Source organism: Streptomyces sp. NPDC107562, from assembly GCF_055657325.1.
Genome location: NZ_JBVKBE010000007.1, coordinates 1 through 14,334 on the forward strand (window position 1 = coordinate 1; position 14,334 = coordinate 14,334).

Below are 14,334 nucleotides of genomic sequence, written 5' to 3' on the forward strand. Positions count from 1 at the left end.
GGCGCGGAATCGGTCACTTACCAACGCACCCGTGTTGACGCGCCAACCGCTGCGGGCGGACACCCCCCGACCCACCCCCTTCCCGCCGTACGCGGCTGCCGCGCCATACGACAGACACGACGCCGAGCAGGCCGGTCGGTGGGTGTGTTGTAGGGCGGCTGCGGCGCCGTGTGGCTGACGCGTGAGCAGGGCGGTCGCTGGTGTTTGTGGGCGGGTGCAGCGTTGTGAGGCTGGCGCGTGAGTGGGGCGGTCGCCGTGTGTTGTGGGCGGGTGCGCGTCGTGTGGCTGGCGCGTGAGTGCGGCGGTCGCTGGTGTGGTGTGGGCGGGTGCGGCGTCGTGTGGCTGGCGGCCGAGAGCCGGTTCCCTTGCGCCGCTACGTGGCTGCCGCGCCGTACGACTGACGCCTGTGCGGGCCGGGCCCCTCGTGCTGCGGCGCCGTGGGACCAACGCCTGAGCGGGGGCGGACCTTTGCGCTGTGCGCGGGTGTCGCGCCGTGCGCGGAATGACCGAGCGGGTCGGTCCCCTCGCTGTAGCTCAGCACGGTGTCACGGCCGCTGCGGTCGACCGCGTTCACCGTCTGGGTGCTGGCCGCCGGGGACTCTGGGGTTTTAGAGGAAGGCGAGGTGTACGACGCCGAAGGCGCAGGCTGCTACTGCGCCGGCTGCCGGCATGGTGATGAACCAGCCCAGGACGATGTTCTTGGCCACGCCCCAGCGGACCGCGTTCACGCGCTTCGTCGCGCCGACGCCCATGATGGCCGAGGTGATGACGTGGGTCGTGGAGATGGGGGCCTTGAAGAGGAAGGCCGTGGTGAACATGATCGACGCGCCCGTGGTCTCGGCGGCGAAGCCCTGTGGGGGGTCGAGTTCGATGATCTTGCGGCCGAGGGTGCGCATGATGCGCCAGCCGCCGGCGTAGGTGCCGAGGGAGAGCATGAGGGCGCAGACGATCTTGACCCAGAGGGGGATCGGGTCGCCGTAGTCCTCGACGTCCGCGATGACCAGGGCCATCACGACGATGCCCATGGTCTTCTGGGCGTCCTGGAGGCCGTGGCCGAGGGCCATGCCCGCCGCGGAGACGGTCTGCGCTATGCGGAAGCCGCGCTTGGCCTTGTGCGGGTTGGAGCGGCGGAAGATCCACATGATCGCCGTCATCACCAGGTAGCCGACGATCAGGCCGACGACGGGGGAGATGAACATGGGGATGATGATCTTGTCGAGCACGCCGTCCCAGTAGACCCGCGTGCCGCCGGCCAGTGCCGCGCCGACCATGCCGCCGAAGAGGGCGTGGGAGGAGGAGGACGGCAGGCCGAAGTACCAGGTGATGAGGTTCCAGGTGATCGCGCCGAGGAGGGCGGCGAAGAGGATGCCCATGCCCGTGGAGCCCTCGGGCGTCTCGATCAGACCCTCGCTGACCGTCTTCGCGACGCCGCTGCCCAGGAAGGCGCCGGCCAGGTTCATGACCGCGGCCATGGCGAGCGCGGCCTTCGGCGTCAGGGCGCGCGTCGACACGGACGTGGCGATCGCGTTCGCCGAGTCGTGGAAGCCGTTGGTGTAGGTGAAGAAGAGGGCGACCAGGATGGTCACGACCAGGGCGAAGGTGTCCATGTACGGGTCAGGACTCCTTGACGGCGATGGTCTCCACCGTGTTCGCCACGTGTTCGAAGGCGTCGGCGGCCTCTTCGAGGACGTCGACGATCTGCTTGAGCTTCAGCACCTCGATCGCGTCGTACTTGCCGTTGAAGAGGTGCGCGAGCAGCTTGCGGTGGATCTGGTCGGCCTGGTTCTCCAGCCGGTTGACCTCGATCCAGTACTCGGTGAGGTTGTCCAGCGTGCGCAGGTGGGGCATCGCCTCGGCCGTCAGTTCGGCGGCGCGGGCGAGGACCTCGATCTGCTGGTCGACGCCCTTGGGCAGTTCCTCGACGTTGTAGAGGACGACGAGGTCGACGGCCTCCTCCATGAAGTCCATGATGTCGTCGAGGGAGGACGCGAGGGAGTAGATGTCCTCGCGGTCGAAGGGCGTGATGAAGGAGGAGTTCAGCTGGTGGAAGATCGCGTGCGTCGCATCGTCACCGGCGTGTTCCGCTGCCCGCATACGCTCCGCGATCTCGGCCCGGGCGGAAGCGTCCGCCCCGAGCAGTTCCATCAGGAGTTTCGAGCCCGTGACGATGTTGTCCGCGGATGCGGCGAACATGTCATAGAAGCTCGTCTCCCTGGGGGTCAGACGAAAGCGCACGTGGGGTCCTCGGGGTGCTTCGGTTTCGGTCAGGGTGATGCTAGGCGCATCATCCGGCCACGGCTAATGGGCCGTCCTCCAGTGTCGCCCATGAATTCCGTGCATCTGTACGGGGGCGGTTCGGTGGCCGGCTCCGGGCAGTGGCCAAGGGGCCTATACCCAGCAAAGTTCGGTACGATATACCCAGTAGGGGTATGTGGATGGAGGGTACGCGATGACGACCGCCGAGGCCGGTGAGGGCGTGGTGACCGACCACGACCGGGGCATCCACGGGTACCACAAGCAGAAGGACGAGCATCTCAAGCGGCTCAGGCGGATCGAGGGACAGATCCGTGGCCTGCAGCGGATGGTCGACGAGGACGTCTACTGCATCGACATACTCACGCAGGTCTCCGCCTCAACCAAGGCCTTGCAGTCCTTCGCGCTCCAGTTGCTGGAGGAGCACCTGCGGCACTGCGTCGCCGACGCCGCTCTGAAGGGCGGCGCCGAGGTCGACGCCAAGGTCGAGGAGGCCACGAAGGCCATCGGGCGGCTGCTGCGGACGTGAGCTTTCGCTCACTTCCCGCGGGTGTCGTCCCCGCGTTCCTCCGCCACCCTCAGGACCTGGTCGATGCTCTCCAGGCTCAGCCGGTCCTCGTCCGCCGCGGAGGCCGCGATGATCAGCTCCCCGCACAGCTCGATCTCGGCGAGGGCCACGTGGTCCTGAACTGCCGTACCGCCGACCGGAGCCACGTGCATCACCTCTTCTCTGCCGTCACCGGCTTCCTAGAGTAGGGAGTGGCCTACACAACGCGCATGGCACGGACGGGCTAGTTCACGCCGGTCACTCCTCGGCGATCCGGCCCGCGTAGATGTCCTCCTGGGGCGGCAGGGTGACGTCGACGGGGGCGCCGAAATCGTAGAGCAGGGTCGTGGAAGCGACCGCCACGGTGCCCTCCTGCGTGCCGTTGACGAAGCTGAAACGGTGCCTGACCTTACGGATCCTGCCCTCGTCGTCCAGGTACACGTCGAACGGGACCTCGGCCGTGGCGAACCCTTTCGCCGCCGCCGCGAGCGACGCCCGGCCCCCGGGGGACGCGGTGCTTGCCGCCTTCGTGAGATCGGCGGTGCCCCGGTAGTGGTGGACCTCGGTGCCCGCGACCTGGGTCCGGCCCACGTACGTCGCCGAGCGGGTGCCGCGCAGCACCTCGGCGGCGGCCCACGGGTCGGTGGCGCCGCCGGTGACCAGGTTCCCGTCGGAGAGTGTCGCCGTGTCGACCCGCACCCACTTGTCCGCCGGGACGCCGGCGCCGCGGTTCTTCATGTAGAGGGCGCCGGGCGCGAGCAGCTCGGTGATCGGGCGGTGCTCGGTCTGGCCGGACGGGTCCTGGGGGAGCAGGACCTTCAGCCGGCCGCGCTGGCGGGTGAAGTCGTAGACCCCCTCGCCGCGGATGGTGACGCGGGTGCCGCCGGTCGCCATCTCCATCGACGTACGGGCCTTGGACGTGCCCGCCTCGACCAGGGACTCGGCCGCGCGGTGCAGCGCGCCGACCGGGTCCGCGGGGCGGGCGTCGTCCGCGGCGGCGCCGCTGCTCGTGCATCCGGAGGCGAGAAGGCAGGCGCAGGCCGTCAGTCCCGCCGCCACGACCGTTCCGCCCGTCCTGCCGTGCTGCTCCGCCATGGTCTGCCTACCCCCAGCCGTCCGTCCGTCTCGGGCCCCCTGCTGTCCGGTTAACGACGGGTAGGTTGAGCCGTCACGCGGGACGGGGGGTGGTGGAGGCGTGCGCGGGAGTGTGCGGCCGTGGTGTGCGGGGGCGGCCGGGCCCGTCCGTACAGGACGCTCACGCCCGGCTGACCGGCCGTTCACCTGGTCTGGGTACCGTGGGTGCCGTGACAGAGCAGGATCGGTTCGCCCCAGGTCAGGACCGTCCGGAACACCGCACCAGCACGGTCGAGCAAGGGCCCTTCTGCATGGCCCGCTGCGTCTGCGGCTGGCGTGGTCCCGCGCGTCGGGCGCGGAGCCTGGCCCGGACGGACGCGGCGGGGCATGTGGCTGGATCTTGACGGTCCCGGGTGGCTCGGCGGGGTCGCCGGGCGCCCGGTGACAGGCGCTCCTAGGCGTGGCGCATGGTCGCCAGGAGTTCGTCCACCAGTTCGCGGTCGCGGGGCTGGGTCAGGCGCAGTCGGGCCGCGCCCGGAGGCAGCCACAGGATGCGGTCGACCTCGTCGTTGGGGGTGAAGCCGCCCGTGGTGGCCTCGGCCGCCCAGTAGCGGACCTCCTTGGGGCGGCCGCTCGCCATGTAGTGCACGGTGGGCAGCTCGGCACCCGGCGCCGCGGCGTAGCCGCTCTCCTCCTCGACCTCCCGCAGCGCGCCCGTCAGCGGGTCCTCACCGCGCTTCAGCTTGCCCTTGGGGTGGGACCAGTCGTCGTACTTCGGGCGGTGGACCAGGCAGAGCTCCAGGCCCTCGGCGACGGGGGCGCGGCGCCACAGGACGCAGCCGGCCGCCAGGACCGGGGTGTTGTCCTTCGGACCGGTCACCGGCTTCTCACCGCCCCCTCGCGCGCTCAGGAAGTGCCTACCGTGTGCTTCTGCCACGACTGCTGGAACTCGAACCTGGCCGCCTCCACCTCGTGCCGCTGGTCGGCGTGGAGCACGCCGAGCGCGTACGCCGTCGCGGGTGCGATACGGGGGGTACGGGCCGCCGCTGCCGCCGCCGCTGCCGCCTCGGAGGCGTCGCGGTGCCGGTTGAGGGCCTGTCCGGCGGTCAGCAGGCGGACGTCGACCGGGGCGTTCGCGCCCTCCAGGACCTCGCGGGCGTAGCGGTGCAGCCGTAGCAGGAGGCGGACCTGGTGCCAGGGGGCGTCCTGCGGGTGCGGCGAGGGGTCCGGGGACAGCCCGTGGATCAGGGCCGCCGCGTTGTACGGATGGCCCGCGGTGACCAGGGGGAGCGCGGCCACCGCGTCGGTGAGGCGCTCCTCGGCCGCCGAGGCCTGCGGACGGAGGTCGGCGGTGGCCGCGGCGGGGGTGAGCGGGACCTCGCTGGCCAGTACGGCGACCTTGTCGGCGACCGCGTGGAAGCGCGAGGACCCGAGGGCCTGCAGAGCGGTGGAGTGCGCCCGGGTCCGGGCGAGGGTGAGCTGGCGTTCGAGCAGGGCGCCCGCCTTGGCCGCCCCGACCGTGAGGTTGCCGCGCTCCGGGGGCGCCGCGGGACCGGCGGGCGGTGCCCCCGCGGCCACCCGGGCGCCAGCGGTGGCCCGGCCGCCCGCCGCCACCCCGGCCGCGGCCGCGTTCACCGGCTGGGCCGGGAAGGTCGCGCCCGACAGCCGGTGCAGCGCCAGCAGCAGCCGCTCCAGCCGGGCCGCGTAGGCGTGCTCCAGGGCGAGGGTGCCCGAGAGCCAGGCCAGTTCCGGGCGCATGCCCTCCGACCAGTCGGTGTCCAGCAGCGGGCGGAACGTGTGCAGGCTGCCGCTGATGCGGCGGGCCGAGCGGCGCAGGGCTCGCGCCGCGTCGACGGTCTCCTCCGTGCCGTTGCTGCCGGACCCGGCACCGGACTCCCGGTGCTGTCGCAGCGCACGGAGGAACTCCGTGGCCTGGGCGCGCAGGTAGCCCGCGAGGGCGTCTCCTGTCACCGGCCCGGCCACCGGGTCCGTCGGGTCAAGGTGTTGCTGTGCCACGCCGGCGCCTCCGGGCGTCTATGAGCATCTCCTGGATGTTCCTCAGGGGGCCCCCGTCCGCGTCCACCGCGTGCCGGGTCCACTCGCCGTCCGGGCCCAGGTGCCAGGAGGCGGTGGAGTCGGACATGCCGGTCTCCATGAGCCGGTTGAGGGCGGCGCGGTGCGCCGGGTCGACGACGCGCACCAGGGCCTCGATACGGCGGTCGAGATTGCGGTGCATCATGTCGGCGCTGCCGATCCACACCTCGGGCTCGCCGCCGTTGCCGAAGGCGAAGACCCGGGAGTGTTCGAGGAAGCGGCCGAGGATCGAGCGGACCCGGACGTTCTCCGACATGCCGGTCACGCCCGGCCGGATCGCGCAGATGCCGCGCACCCAGATGTCGACCGGGACACCCGCCATGGACGCGCGGTACAGGGCGTCGATGACGGCCTCGTCGACCATCGAGTTGACCTTGATGCGGACGTAGGCGGGACGTCCGGCACGGTGGTGCTGGACCTCCTTGTTGATCCGCGCTATCAGACCGTCGCGCAGCGACTTGGGGGCCACCAGCAGCCGGCGGTAGGTCTCCCGGCGGGAGTAGCCGGAGAGCCGGTTGAAGAGGTCGGACAGGTCCGCGCCGACCTGCGGGTCGGCGGTGAGCAGACCGAGGTCCTCGTAGAGGCGGGCCGTCTTCGGGTGGTAGTTGCCGGTGCCGACGTGGCTGTAGCGCCGCAGGGTGTCGCCCTCCTGGCGGACCACCAGCGACAGCTTGCAGTGGGTCTTCAGGCCGACCAGGCCGTAGACCACGTGGCAGCCGGCCTCCTCCAGCTTGCGCGCCCACTTGATGTTGGCGTGCTCGTCGAAGCGGGCCTTGATCTCGACCAGGACCAGGACCTGCTTGCCGGACTCGGCGGCGTCTATCAGCGCGTCCACGATGGGGGAGTCGCCCGAGGTCCGGTACAGGGTCTGCTTGATGGCGAGGACGTCGGGGTCGGACGCCGCCTGCTCCAGGAAGGCCTGCACGGAGGTGGAGAAGGAGTCGTACGGGTGGTGCAGCAGGACGTCCCTGGCGCGCAGCGCGGCGAAGATGTCGGGCGCGGAGGCGGACTCCACCTCGGCGAGGTCGCGGTGGGTGCCGGCGACGAACTTCGGGTACTTCAGCTCGGGCCGGTCCAGGCGGTGGATGCGGAACAGGCCGGTGAGGTCGAGCGGGCCGGGCAGCGGGTAGACCTCGGCCTCGCCGATCTTCAGCTCGCGCACCAGCAGGTCCAGTACCTCGCGGTCGATGGACTCCTCGACCTCCAGGCGGACCGGCGGGCCGAACCGGCGGCGCATGAGCTCCTTCTCCAGGGCCTGGAGGAGGTTCTCGGCGTCGTCCTCCTCGACCTCCAGGTCCTCGTTCCTGGTCAGCCGGAAGGCGTGGTGCTCCAGGACCTCCATGCCGGGGAAGAGCTCTTCGAGGTGCGCGGCGATGACGTCCTCCAGCGGGACGTACCGGCCGGGGGCGGCCTCCAGGAAGCGGGAGAGCAGCGGGGGGACCTTGACGCGGGCGAAGTGCTTGTGGCCGCTGACCGGGTTGCGTACGACGACGGCCAGGTTGAGGGAGAGGCCGGAGATGTACGGGAACGGGTGCGCGGGGTCCACGGCAAGCGGGGTCAGGACCGGGAAGATCTGGTGGCGGAAGAGAGTGAACAGGCGGGCCTGTTCCTTCTCGGTCAGCTCGCTCCAGCGGACCAGGTGGATGCCCTCCTCCGCGAGCGCGGGGGCGACGTCCTCGTGGTAGCAGGCGGCGTGCCGGGCCATCAGCTCGCGGGAGCGGGCCCAGATCATCTCCAGCACCTGCATCGGCTGGAGGCCGGAGGCGGAGCGGGTGGCGACGCCGGTGGCGATACGACGCTTCAGTCCGGCGACCCGGACCATGAAGAACTCGTCCAGGTTGCTGGCGAAGATCGCGAGGAAGTTGGCCCGCTCCAGGAGGGGCGTGCTCGGGTCCTCGGCGAGTTCGAGAACCCGTTCGTTGAAGGCGAGCCAGCTGCGCTCCCGGTCGAGGAAGCGGCCCTGGGGCAACTGGACTCCGTCGACCGTCGTCTCCTCGTAGACATCGAGGTCGGCGTCGATGTCGGGTTCCAGGTCGGAGACCGTGGCCGAGACCGTGGGAGGGCGGTGCGCGGCGATGGAGCCCACGGAGGGCTGCGCGTACTGGACCTCTGCCGGGGCGTTCTGCTGACTCATGAACCCATTCTTCCGCGCCTGGGGCGAAACGGGCGCGTCGGAGCGAGCGGGCGGGATCATCGGGGCCCCGTTTCCCGCGCGACCCTCGGGGGGTGGCGACGGCTCGGGCACGGCGGGCGTCATTGGCCGAGCGTCGCAAGCTTGGCTGAATCGATGGTTACGGAGACATGACGTGCGGGATAGCGGGGGGCGGCTCCCCGGGGGCCCGGGAGCCCACGGGCCTACGGGGGCTTGGCGGGACGGGTCCTGCGGGGGCTTCGTCGGGTTCTGGGGGAGGGGGGCGTTCCGGTGTGCGGCGGGGTCGCCTGGTGAGGGGCCCGGCGGTCTTGTTCCCGGTCAGGTGGTGTGGGGCCGCTGCGGAAGGAGTGCCGCCAGGGCGGCGGGGCGGACGAGGGTGCGCGTGCGGGGGCGGTTGCGGGGGGAGCCCTCGGGCGTACAGGGGCCTGGCGGGACGGGCCCTGTCGGGGCTTCGTCAGGTTCTGTTGGCGCGGGCTGGTGCCGTGTGTGGCGGGGGCGGTTGCGGGGGGAGCCCGCGGGCGTGCAGGGGCGTGGCGGGATGGGCCCTGTCGGGGCTTCGTCAGGTTCTGGTGGGGCGGGCTGGTGCCGTGTGTGGCGGGGGCGGTTGCGGGGGGAGCCCGCGGGCGTGCAGGGGCGTGGCGGGATGGGCCCTGTCGGGGCTTCGTCAGGTTCTGGTGGGGCGGGCTGGTGCCGTGTGCGGCAGGGGCGGTTGCGTCAGGTTCTGGTGGGGCGGGCCGGTGCTGTGTGCGGCGGGGGCGCCCGGTGAGGCCCAGGGCGGTCGGACGGGTGTGGGGGCGTGGCCACGGGTACGGGGCCCGGGCTTCGTCGGGGGCACGGCACCCGGGACCTGTCCGTCGTCGTCGCGATCCCGGTCAGATGGTGCGGCGTCGCAGCAGGAGGAAGGCGGCCAGGATCGCCGAGGCGGTCACGGCGAGGACGATGCCCGTCTCCGCCAGCTGCAGTGGCCAGAAGTGGGACGTGGGGTGGTAGTCGCGGTAGAACGCGACGACGTCGTGCTCGGCGAGGCACTTGGCGTCGTCGATGCACAGCGGGTCCTGGACGCGGGCACCGGTCGCGGTGAGGGCGCCCTCGTCGACGAGCGCGCCGGCGCCGATGTCGGGGTAGCCGGGGGTGCCGGTCACCGTCTCGGCGGGCCACAGCCGCGGACGTAGCTCGGACACGAGGCCCGTCAGGGTCAGCAGGCCCACGACGCCCACGCCGAGCCCGGCCGTGCTGCGGCCGGTGAGCAGGCCGGCCACCGCACCGACGGCCAGCGCGAGCAGGGCGTACGCGGTGGCGAGGGTGCCGTTGGCGGTGAAGTCGAGGCCGTCGTACCAGTCGCGGGTGCCGGTCGCGGCGCGGAGCGGCCCGTCCGCCGACCACAGCAGCCGGTGCAGCAGCGTCAGGAGCAGGGTCCCCGCGGTGATCAGGGCGGCGGGGACGGCGAGCTTCGCGGCCAGCCAGCGGACCGGCGTCACGGACTGGGTCCAGGCGAGCCGGGCCGTGCCCTGCTCCAGCTCGCGGCCGATCAGCGAGCCGCCGGCCCAGGCGGCGACGAGCAGCGGCGTCACGGTGAGCAGGCCCGTACCGACGGTGGCGGCGAGGTCGTAGTGCTGGAAGGCGTCGATGTCGGTGTCGCAGTACCCGGGTCCGCAGTCCAGCCTCCGGTACACCTCCTCGGCGGCGGCCACTCCCGGTCCGTACGCCCACAGCAGCGATCCCGCCGCCACGGCCAGCAGCATCAGCCAGAACCACAGCGCCGTGCGGTGCAGGCGGAGCATCGCCCAGGTCAGACCGTGCGGCCGGCGGCCGCGCGCGGGGACGGTCACGGCGGTCATACGGCGGCCTCCTCGGGGGCGTCGAGGCGGAGTTCCGGTGCCTCGGCGGAGCGCAGATGGGACAGGACGAGTTCCTCCAGGGACGGCTCGGCCGTCTCCCAGCCGGCGCCGACCGGGCCCCGGGCGCGTATCAGGGCGGTGAGCTGGCGGCCGGTCGTGCGGGACTCGACGACGGTGTGCGGGCCGAGGTCGCCGGCCGCCGGGCCGGTGACGAGGGTGTGTGCGGCGATCAGGTCGTCCAGCGGACCGGCCAGCCGGACGCGTCCGGCGCCGAGCAGCAGGAGGTGGTCGCAGGAGCCCTCCAGGTCGGCGACGACGTGCGAGGACATGACGACCGTGGTGCCGCGTTCGGCGGCGTCGGCCATCAGCGTGCCCATCAGCTGGTGGCGCGCGAGCGGGTCGAGGTCGGCCATCGGCTCGTCCAGCAGCAGCAGTTCGGGCCGCTTGCCGAGCGCGAGGGCGAGGGCGACCCGGCTGCGCTGGCCGCCGGAGAGCGTGCGGATCTGTTCGTCCCGGTGCAGGTCGCCGTCCGCGACGATCCGCTCGGCGACGGCCGCGTCCCAGACCCTGGGGTTGAGTTCGCGGCCCAGGCGCAGGGTCTCGCCGACGGTGAGCTGCGGGTGCAGGGGCTTGTCCTGGGCGACGTACGCCAGGCGTTCGCGGGACCGGGCCGGGGGGCCGCCGAGCACCGTGAGGGTGCCCTCGGTGGGGGTGCTCAGTCCGGCGGCGAGGGCGAGCAGGGTGGACTTGCCGGCGCCGTTGGGGCCCATGACGGCGCACACGGAACCGGCCGGCAGCCGGAACGTGCAGGACTCCAGCGCCCGGCGGCCCCTGCGCCGAAACCTCTTGCCCAGCGCGGCCGCCTCGATGGCGGTGTCGGTCATGCCTGCTCCCCCTCGTGCTGCCGGTGTGCCGTGAACTGCTCTTCCAGCACGGCCGTGAAGAGCGCTGCCACGTCCTCCCGCTCCAGCCCCGCCTCGCGTGCCCGCGCCGCCCAGACCACCAGCTCCGCCCGCAGGGGGGAGTCGGCCGGGGCCGCGCCGAGCGAACGCCGTACGAAGGTGCCGAGACCGCGCCGCGCCTCGACCAGCCCGTCGCGTTCCAGTTCGCGGTAGGCCTTGAGGACGGTGTTGGGATTGATGGCGGTGGCCTCGACGACCTCGCGGGCGGTCGGCAGCTTGTCGCCGGGCCGCAGCAGGCCCAGCCGCAGAGCCTGCTTGGTCTGCTGGACGATCTGGACGTAGGTGGCGACGCCGCTGCGCCGGTCGATGCGGTACTCGACCACTCGTACACCACCCTTTCACTATTTGAGTAGTGAAAGGGTGGTGCACAAACGGGGTCGGCGTCAAGATCGCCGACCCCGTTGGGGGGTTATGTCTCGATATCTCTCACGTCTCGGTGCGGTACATCAGGTCCGTCTCGTACGTGGTGAAGCCCATCCGCTCGTACACGCCCACCGCCGCCTTGTTGTCGGCGTCGACGTAGAGCATCGCCGTCGGCAGCGCCTGCGCGGCAAGATGCCGCAGGCCGATCGAGGTGAGCGCCTTGCCCAGCCCGGTGCCCTGGGCGCCCGGCGCGACCCCGAGCACGTACACCTCGCCGAGCTGCTCCTCGGCGTGCACCTTCGTCCAGTGGAAGCCGACGAGTTCCTCGCCCCGGAACGCGAGGAAGAAGCCCTCCGGGTCGAACCACGGCTCGGCCCTGCGGTCGTCGAGGTCCCGCTGGGTGAGCGACCCCTGCTCGGGGTGGTGGGCGAAGGCGGCGGCGTTGACGGCGAGCCAGGCCGCGTCGTCCTGCCCGGGCACGAAGGTGCGCACGGTGACGTCCTGCGGCAGCACCGGCTCGGGCAGGTCGAGGCCGGTCAACGGCCTGCGCATCTGGCGCAGTTCGCGAAAGAGCGTGAGGCCGAGCACCTGGGCCAGGTGCCGGGCGGCGGAGTGGCCGCCGTGCGCCCACACCCGCAGGCGCTTGCCCGACGCGGCCAGCAGCGCGGAGCCGAGGGCCCGGCCGTGCCCGTGGCCGCGGTGCGCCGGGTGGACGACCAGTTCGGCGGCCGGTGCCTCCACCGGGTCGGTGTCCTCCAACTGGGCGTAGCCGACGAGTTGGTCCCCGGCGGTGAGCAGCAGATGGGACACGCCCTCCCGGGCGCCGCCGCGGATCTGGAGCCGGCCCTGCTCGGACACGGCCTGCTGGCCGTCGGTGCGCGCGGCCGCCGCGAGCAGGTCGAGGACCTCCTCGGTCTGCTCCGGGGTGAGCGCGGCGCGCGTCTGCAGGGAACGGGAGAGGGAGCCGCCGGGCCGTGCGCTGTCGTCGCTGGTCATGGCTACGAGGGTACGGGGCGGGCGCGGCAAAGTGGCGGTACGGGGAGGAGAGGGGGAAAAGCGCGGGAAAACGTCCGCGGATACCAGGATGTAACCCTGAACCCCCTGTGCCGCTACGCGCGTTGACTCTAGGCTTCCGCCGATCGGACAAAGGCCTGAGAAGACCACAGGGGAGCACATGCCGGCCACACCTCAGCCACACCGCAGACGACGTACGACCCGCCTGCTCGCCGCAGCCGCCGGACTCACCACCGTCGGCGCGCTGGCCGCCGCGCTGCCGTCGGCCGCGAGCGCCCACGACAACCACGGCGGGCACGGCGGACACGGGCCGAGCCGCTACCAGGACGTGCAGCTGCTGTCCTTCAACGACCTGCACGGCAACCTCGAACCGCCGGCCGGCTCCTCCGGCCGCGTCACCGAACTCCAGCCCGACGGCACCACGAAGACCATCGACGCCGGCGGCGTCGAGTACCTGGCGACGCACCTGCGCCAGGCCCGCGAGGGCAACCGGTACTCGATCACCGCGGCCGGCGGCGACATGGTCGGCGCCTCCCCGCTGATCTCGGGTCTCTTCCACGACGAGCCCACGATCGAGGCGCTGAACAAGCTCGACCTGGACGTGACGAGCGTCGGCAACCACGAGTTCGACGAGGGCGCCAAGGAGCTGGCGCGCCTCCAGAACGGCGGCTGCCACCCCACCGAGGGCTGCTACACGGACAAGAGGTTCAAGGGCGCCGACTTCCCCTACCTCGCGGCGAACGTCCTCGACGAGAGGACGGACAAGCCCCTTCTGAAGCCCTACTGGGTGTGGAAGAAGAACGGCGTCAAGGTCGGCTTCATCGGCGTGACCCTGGAGGGCACGCCGGACATCGTCTCCGCCGAGGGCGTCAAGGGCCTCTCCTTCAAGGACGAGGTCGAGACGATCAACAAGTACGCGAAGGTCCTCCAGCGGCAGGGCGTGAAGTCCATCGTCGCCCTGATCCACGAGGGCGGCTTCCCGGCCGGGACCGCGTACAACTACGACTGCGACTCCCCGGGCGCGGGCGACGGCATCTCCGGCCCCATCGTCGACATCGCCAAGAACGTCACCCCGCAGGTCGACGCGCTCGTCACCGGCCACACCCACGCGCCGTACGTGTGCACCATCGACGACCCGGCGGGCAAGCCCCGCATGGTCACCTCGGCGTCCTCCTTCGGCCGCCTGTACACCGACACCACGCTGACCTACGACCGGTGGACCGGCGACATCGCGCGCACGGCCGTGCGGTCGGCGAACCACGTGGTCACCCGGGACGTCCCCAAGGCGCCGGACATGACCCGCCTGATCGACAGGTGGAACACCCTGGCCGCGCCGATCGGCAACCGCGCCATCGGCCACATCTCCGCCGACATCGCCGCCACCGGCACCGAGTCCCCGCTCGGCGACCTCATCGCCGACGCCCAGCTCGCCCACGGCAAGGAGATGGACCCGCAGACCGATGTCGCGCTGATGAACCCCGGCGGCATCCGCGCACCCCTGACCTACGCCGCCAAGGGTGGTGAGGGCGACGGCGTGGTCACCTACGCCGAGGGCTTCACGGTCCAGCCCTTCGCCAACACCGTCAACCTCCAGGACCTCACCGGCGCGCAGTTGATCCAGGTCCTCAAGGAGCAGGTCAGCGGCGCCAACGAGGCCGCGCCGAAGGTGCTGCAGCCGTCCGCGGGGCTCACCTACACCCTGGACCTGACCAAGAGCGGCGCCGACCGCGTGGTCACGGACTCCATCAGGCTGAACGGCGCCGCGATCGACCCGTCCGCGGTCTACCGGGTCGCGAGCAACAGTTTCCTCGCGGGCGGCGGCGACGGCTTCCCGACGCTGGGCCAGGGCACCAACGACCTGGTCGGCGAGGACGACCTGACGGCGCTGGAGAAGTACCTCACCGCCAACTCCTCAGCGACGAACCCGATCGCGCCGCCGGCGGCGGACCGCATCACCGTCGTGCGATAGCGGCAGGGACGGCGACCAGTTCACTGCGGTCGGGAGTCCGCAGTGAACTGGATCGCATACCCCCGGTT

At 71.9% G+C, this 14,334-nt stretch carries 13 protein-coding genes; 2 read left to right on the forward strand and 11 right to left on the reverse strand.

Annotated features, from left to right (window positions below):
* Positions 1 to 608: 608 nt before the first annotated feature.
* Entirely contained in the window at positions 609 to 1,607 is a 999-nt protein-coding gene (locus tag ACZ7LV_RS20220) for an inorganic phosphate transporter (RefSeq protein ID WP_401682627.1), read from the reverse strand.
* A gap of 7 nt (positions 1,608 to 1,614) precedes the next feature.
* A complete protein-coding gene (locus tag ACZ7LV_RS20225; RefSeq protein ID WP_385379872.1) occupies positions 1,615 to 2,235 on the reverse strand; it encodes a DUF47 domain-containing protein in 621 nt (206 codons plus the stop codon).
* A gap of 214 nt (positions 2,236 to 2,449) precedes the next feature.
* Here ACZ7LV_RS20225 and ACZ7LV_RS20230 point away from each other — a divergent pair, with 214 nt between their 5' ends.
* Complete coding sequence (locus tag ACZ7LV_RS20230) at positions 2,450 to 2,782, forward strand: metal-sensitive transcriptional regulator (protein WP_471940999.1); 333 nt, start codon at positions 2,450 to 2,452, stop codon at positions 2,780 to 2,782.
* An 8-nt stretch (positions 2,783 to 2,790) separates the two neighbouring features.
* Here the strand turns inward: ACZ7LV_RS20230 and ACZ7LV_RS20235 are convergent, their stop codons facing one another.
* From ACZ7LV_RS20235 to mshD, 9 genes are all read right to left on the reverse strand, one after another.
* Positions 2,791 to 2,973: a hypothetical protein gene (locus ACZ7LV_RS20235; protein WP_471941000.1), complete on the reverse strand. Its 183-nt coding sequence runs from the start codon at positions 2,971 to 2,973 to the stop codon at positions 2,791 to 2,793.
* 85 nt (positions 2,974 to 3,058) lie between these two features.
* A complete protein-coding gene (locus ACZ7LV_RS20240) occupies positions 3,059 to 3,895 on the reverse strand; it encodes an SCO4651 family lipoprotein (protein WP_471941002.1) in 837 nt (278 codons plus the stop codon).
* 433 nt (positions 3,896 to 4,328) lie between these two features.
* Positions 4,329 to 4,754 (reverse strand): NUDIX hydrolase, encoded by a 426-nt coding sequence (locus ACZ7LV_RS20245; RefSeq protein ID WP_471941004.1) that lies wholly within the window; start codon positions 4,752 to 4,754, stop codon positions 4,329 to 4,331.
* 26 nt (positions 4,755 to 4,780) lie between these two features.
* Entirely contained in the window at positions 4,781 to 5,890 is a 1,110-nt protein-coding gene (locus tag ACZ7LV_RS20250; RefSeq protein ID WP_471941006.1) for a CHAD domain-containing protein, read from the reverse strand.
* Positions 5,871 to 8,225, reverse strand: a complete 2,355-nt coding sequence (locus ACZ7LV_RS20255; RefSeq protein WP_471941008.1) for an RNA degradosome polyphosphate kinase — start codon at positions 8,223 to 8,225, stop codon at positions 5,871 to 5,873. The genes ACZ7LV_RS20250 and ACZ7LV_RS20255 overlap by 20 nt, the downstream gene beginning before the upstream one ends.
* A 767-nt stretch (positions 8,226 to 8,992) precedes the next feature.
* Entirely contained in the window at positions 8,993 to 9,958 is a 966-nt protein-coding gene (locus tag ACZ7LV_RS20260) for an ABC transporter permease (RefSeq protein ID WP_471941009.1), read from the reverse strand.
* A complete protein-coding gene (locus tag ACZ7LV_RS20265; RefSeq protein ID WP_471941011.1) occupies positions 9,955 to 10,842 on the reverse strand; it encodes an ABC transporter ATP-binding protein in 888 nt (295 codons plus the stop codon). The genes ACZ7LV_RS20260 and ACZ7LV_RS20265 overlap by 4 nt, the downstream gene beginning before the upstream one ends.
* Entirely contained in the window at positions 10,839 to 11,243 is a 405-nt protein-coding gene (locus ACZ7LV_RS20270) for a GntR family transcriptional regulator (protein WP_471941013.1), read from the reverse strand. Before ACZ7LV_RS20270 ends, ACZ7LV_RS20265 begins: the two co-directional genes overlap by 4 nt.
* A 103-nt stretch (positions 11,244 to 11,346) precedes the next feature.
* Positions 11,347 to 12,279 carry a mycothiol synthase gene (mshD, locus tag ACZ7LV_RS20275; protein ID WP_471941015.1) on the reverse strand — a complete coding sequence of 311 codons (933 nt, stop codon included), beginning with the start codon at positions 12,277 to 12,279 and terminating at the stop codon, positions 11,347 to 11,349.
* Between the two features lie 178 nt (positions 12,280 to 12,457).
* Here mshD and ACZ7LV_RS20280 point away from each other — a divergent pair, with 178 nt between their 5' ends.
* Positions 12,458 to 14,266, forward strand: a complete 1,809-nt coding sequence (locus tag ACZ7LV_RS20280; protein WP_471941017.1) for a bifunctional metallophosphatase/5'-nucleotidase — start codon at positions 12,458 to 12,460, stop codon at positions 14,264 to 14,266.
* Positions 14,267 to 14,334 lie beyond the last annotated feature (68 nt).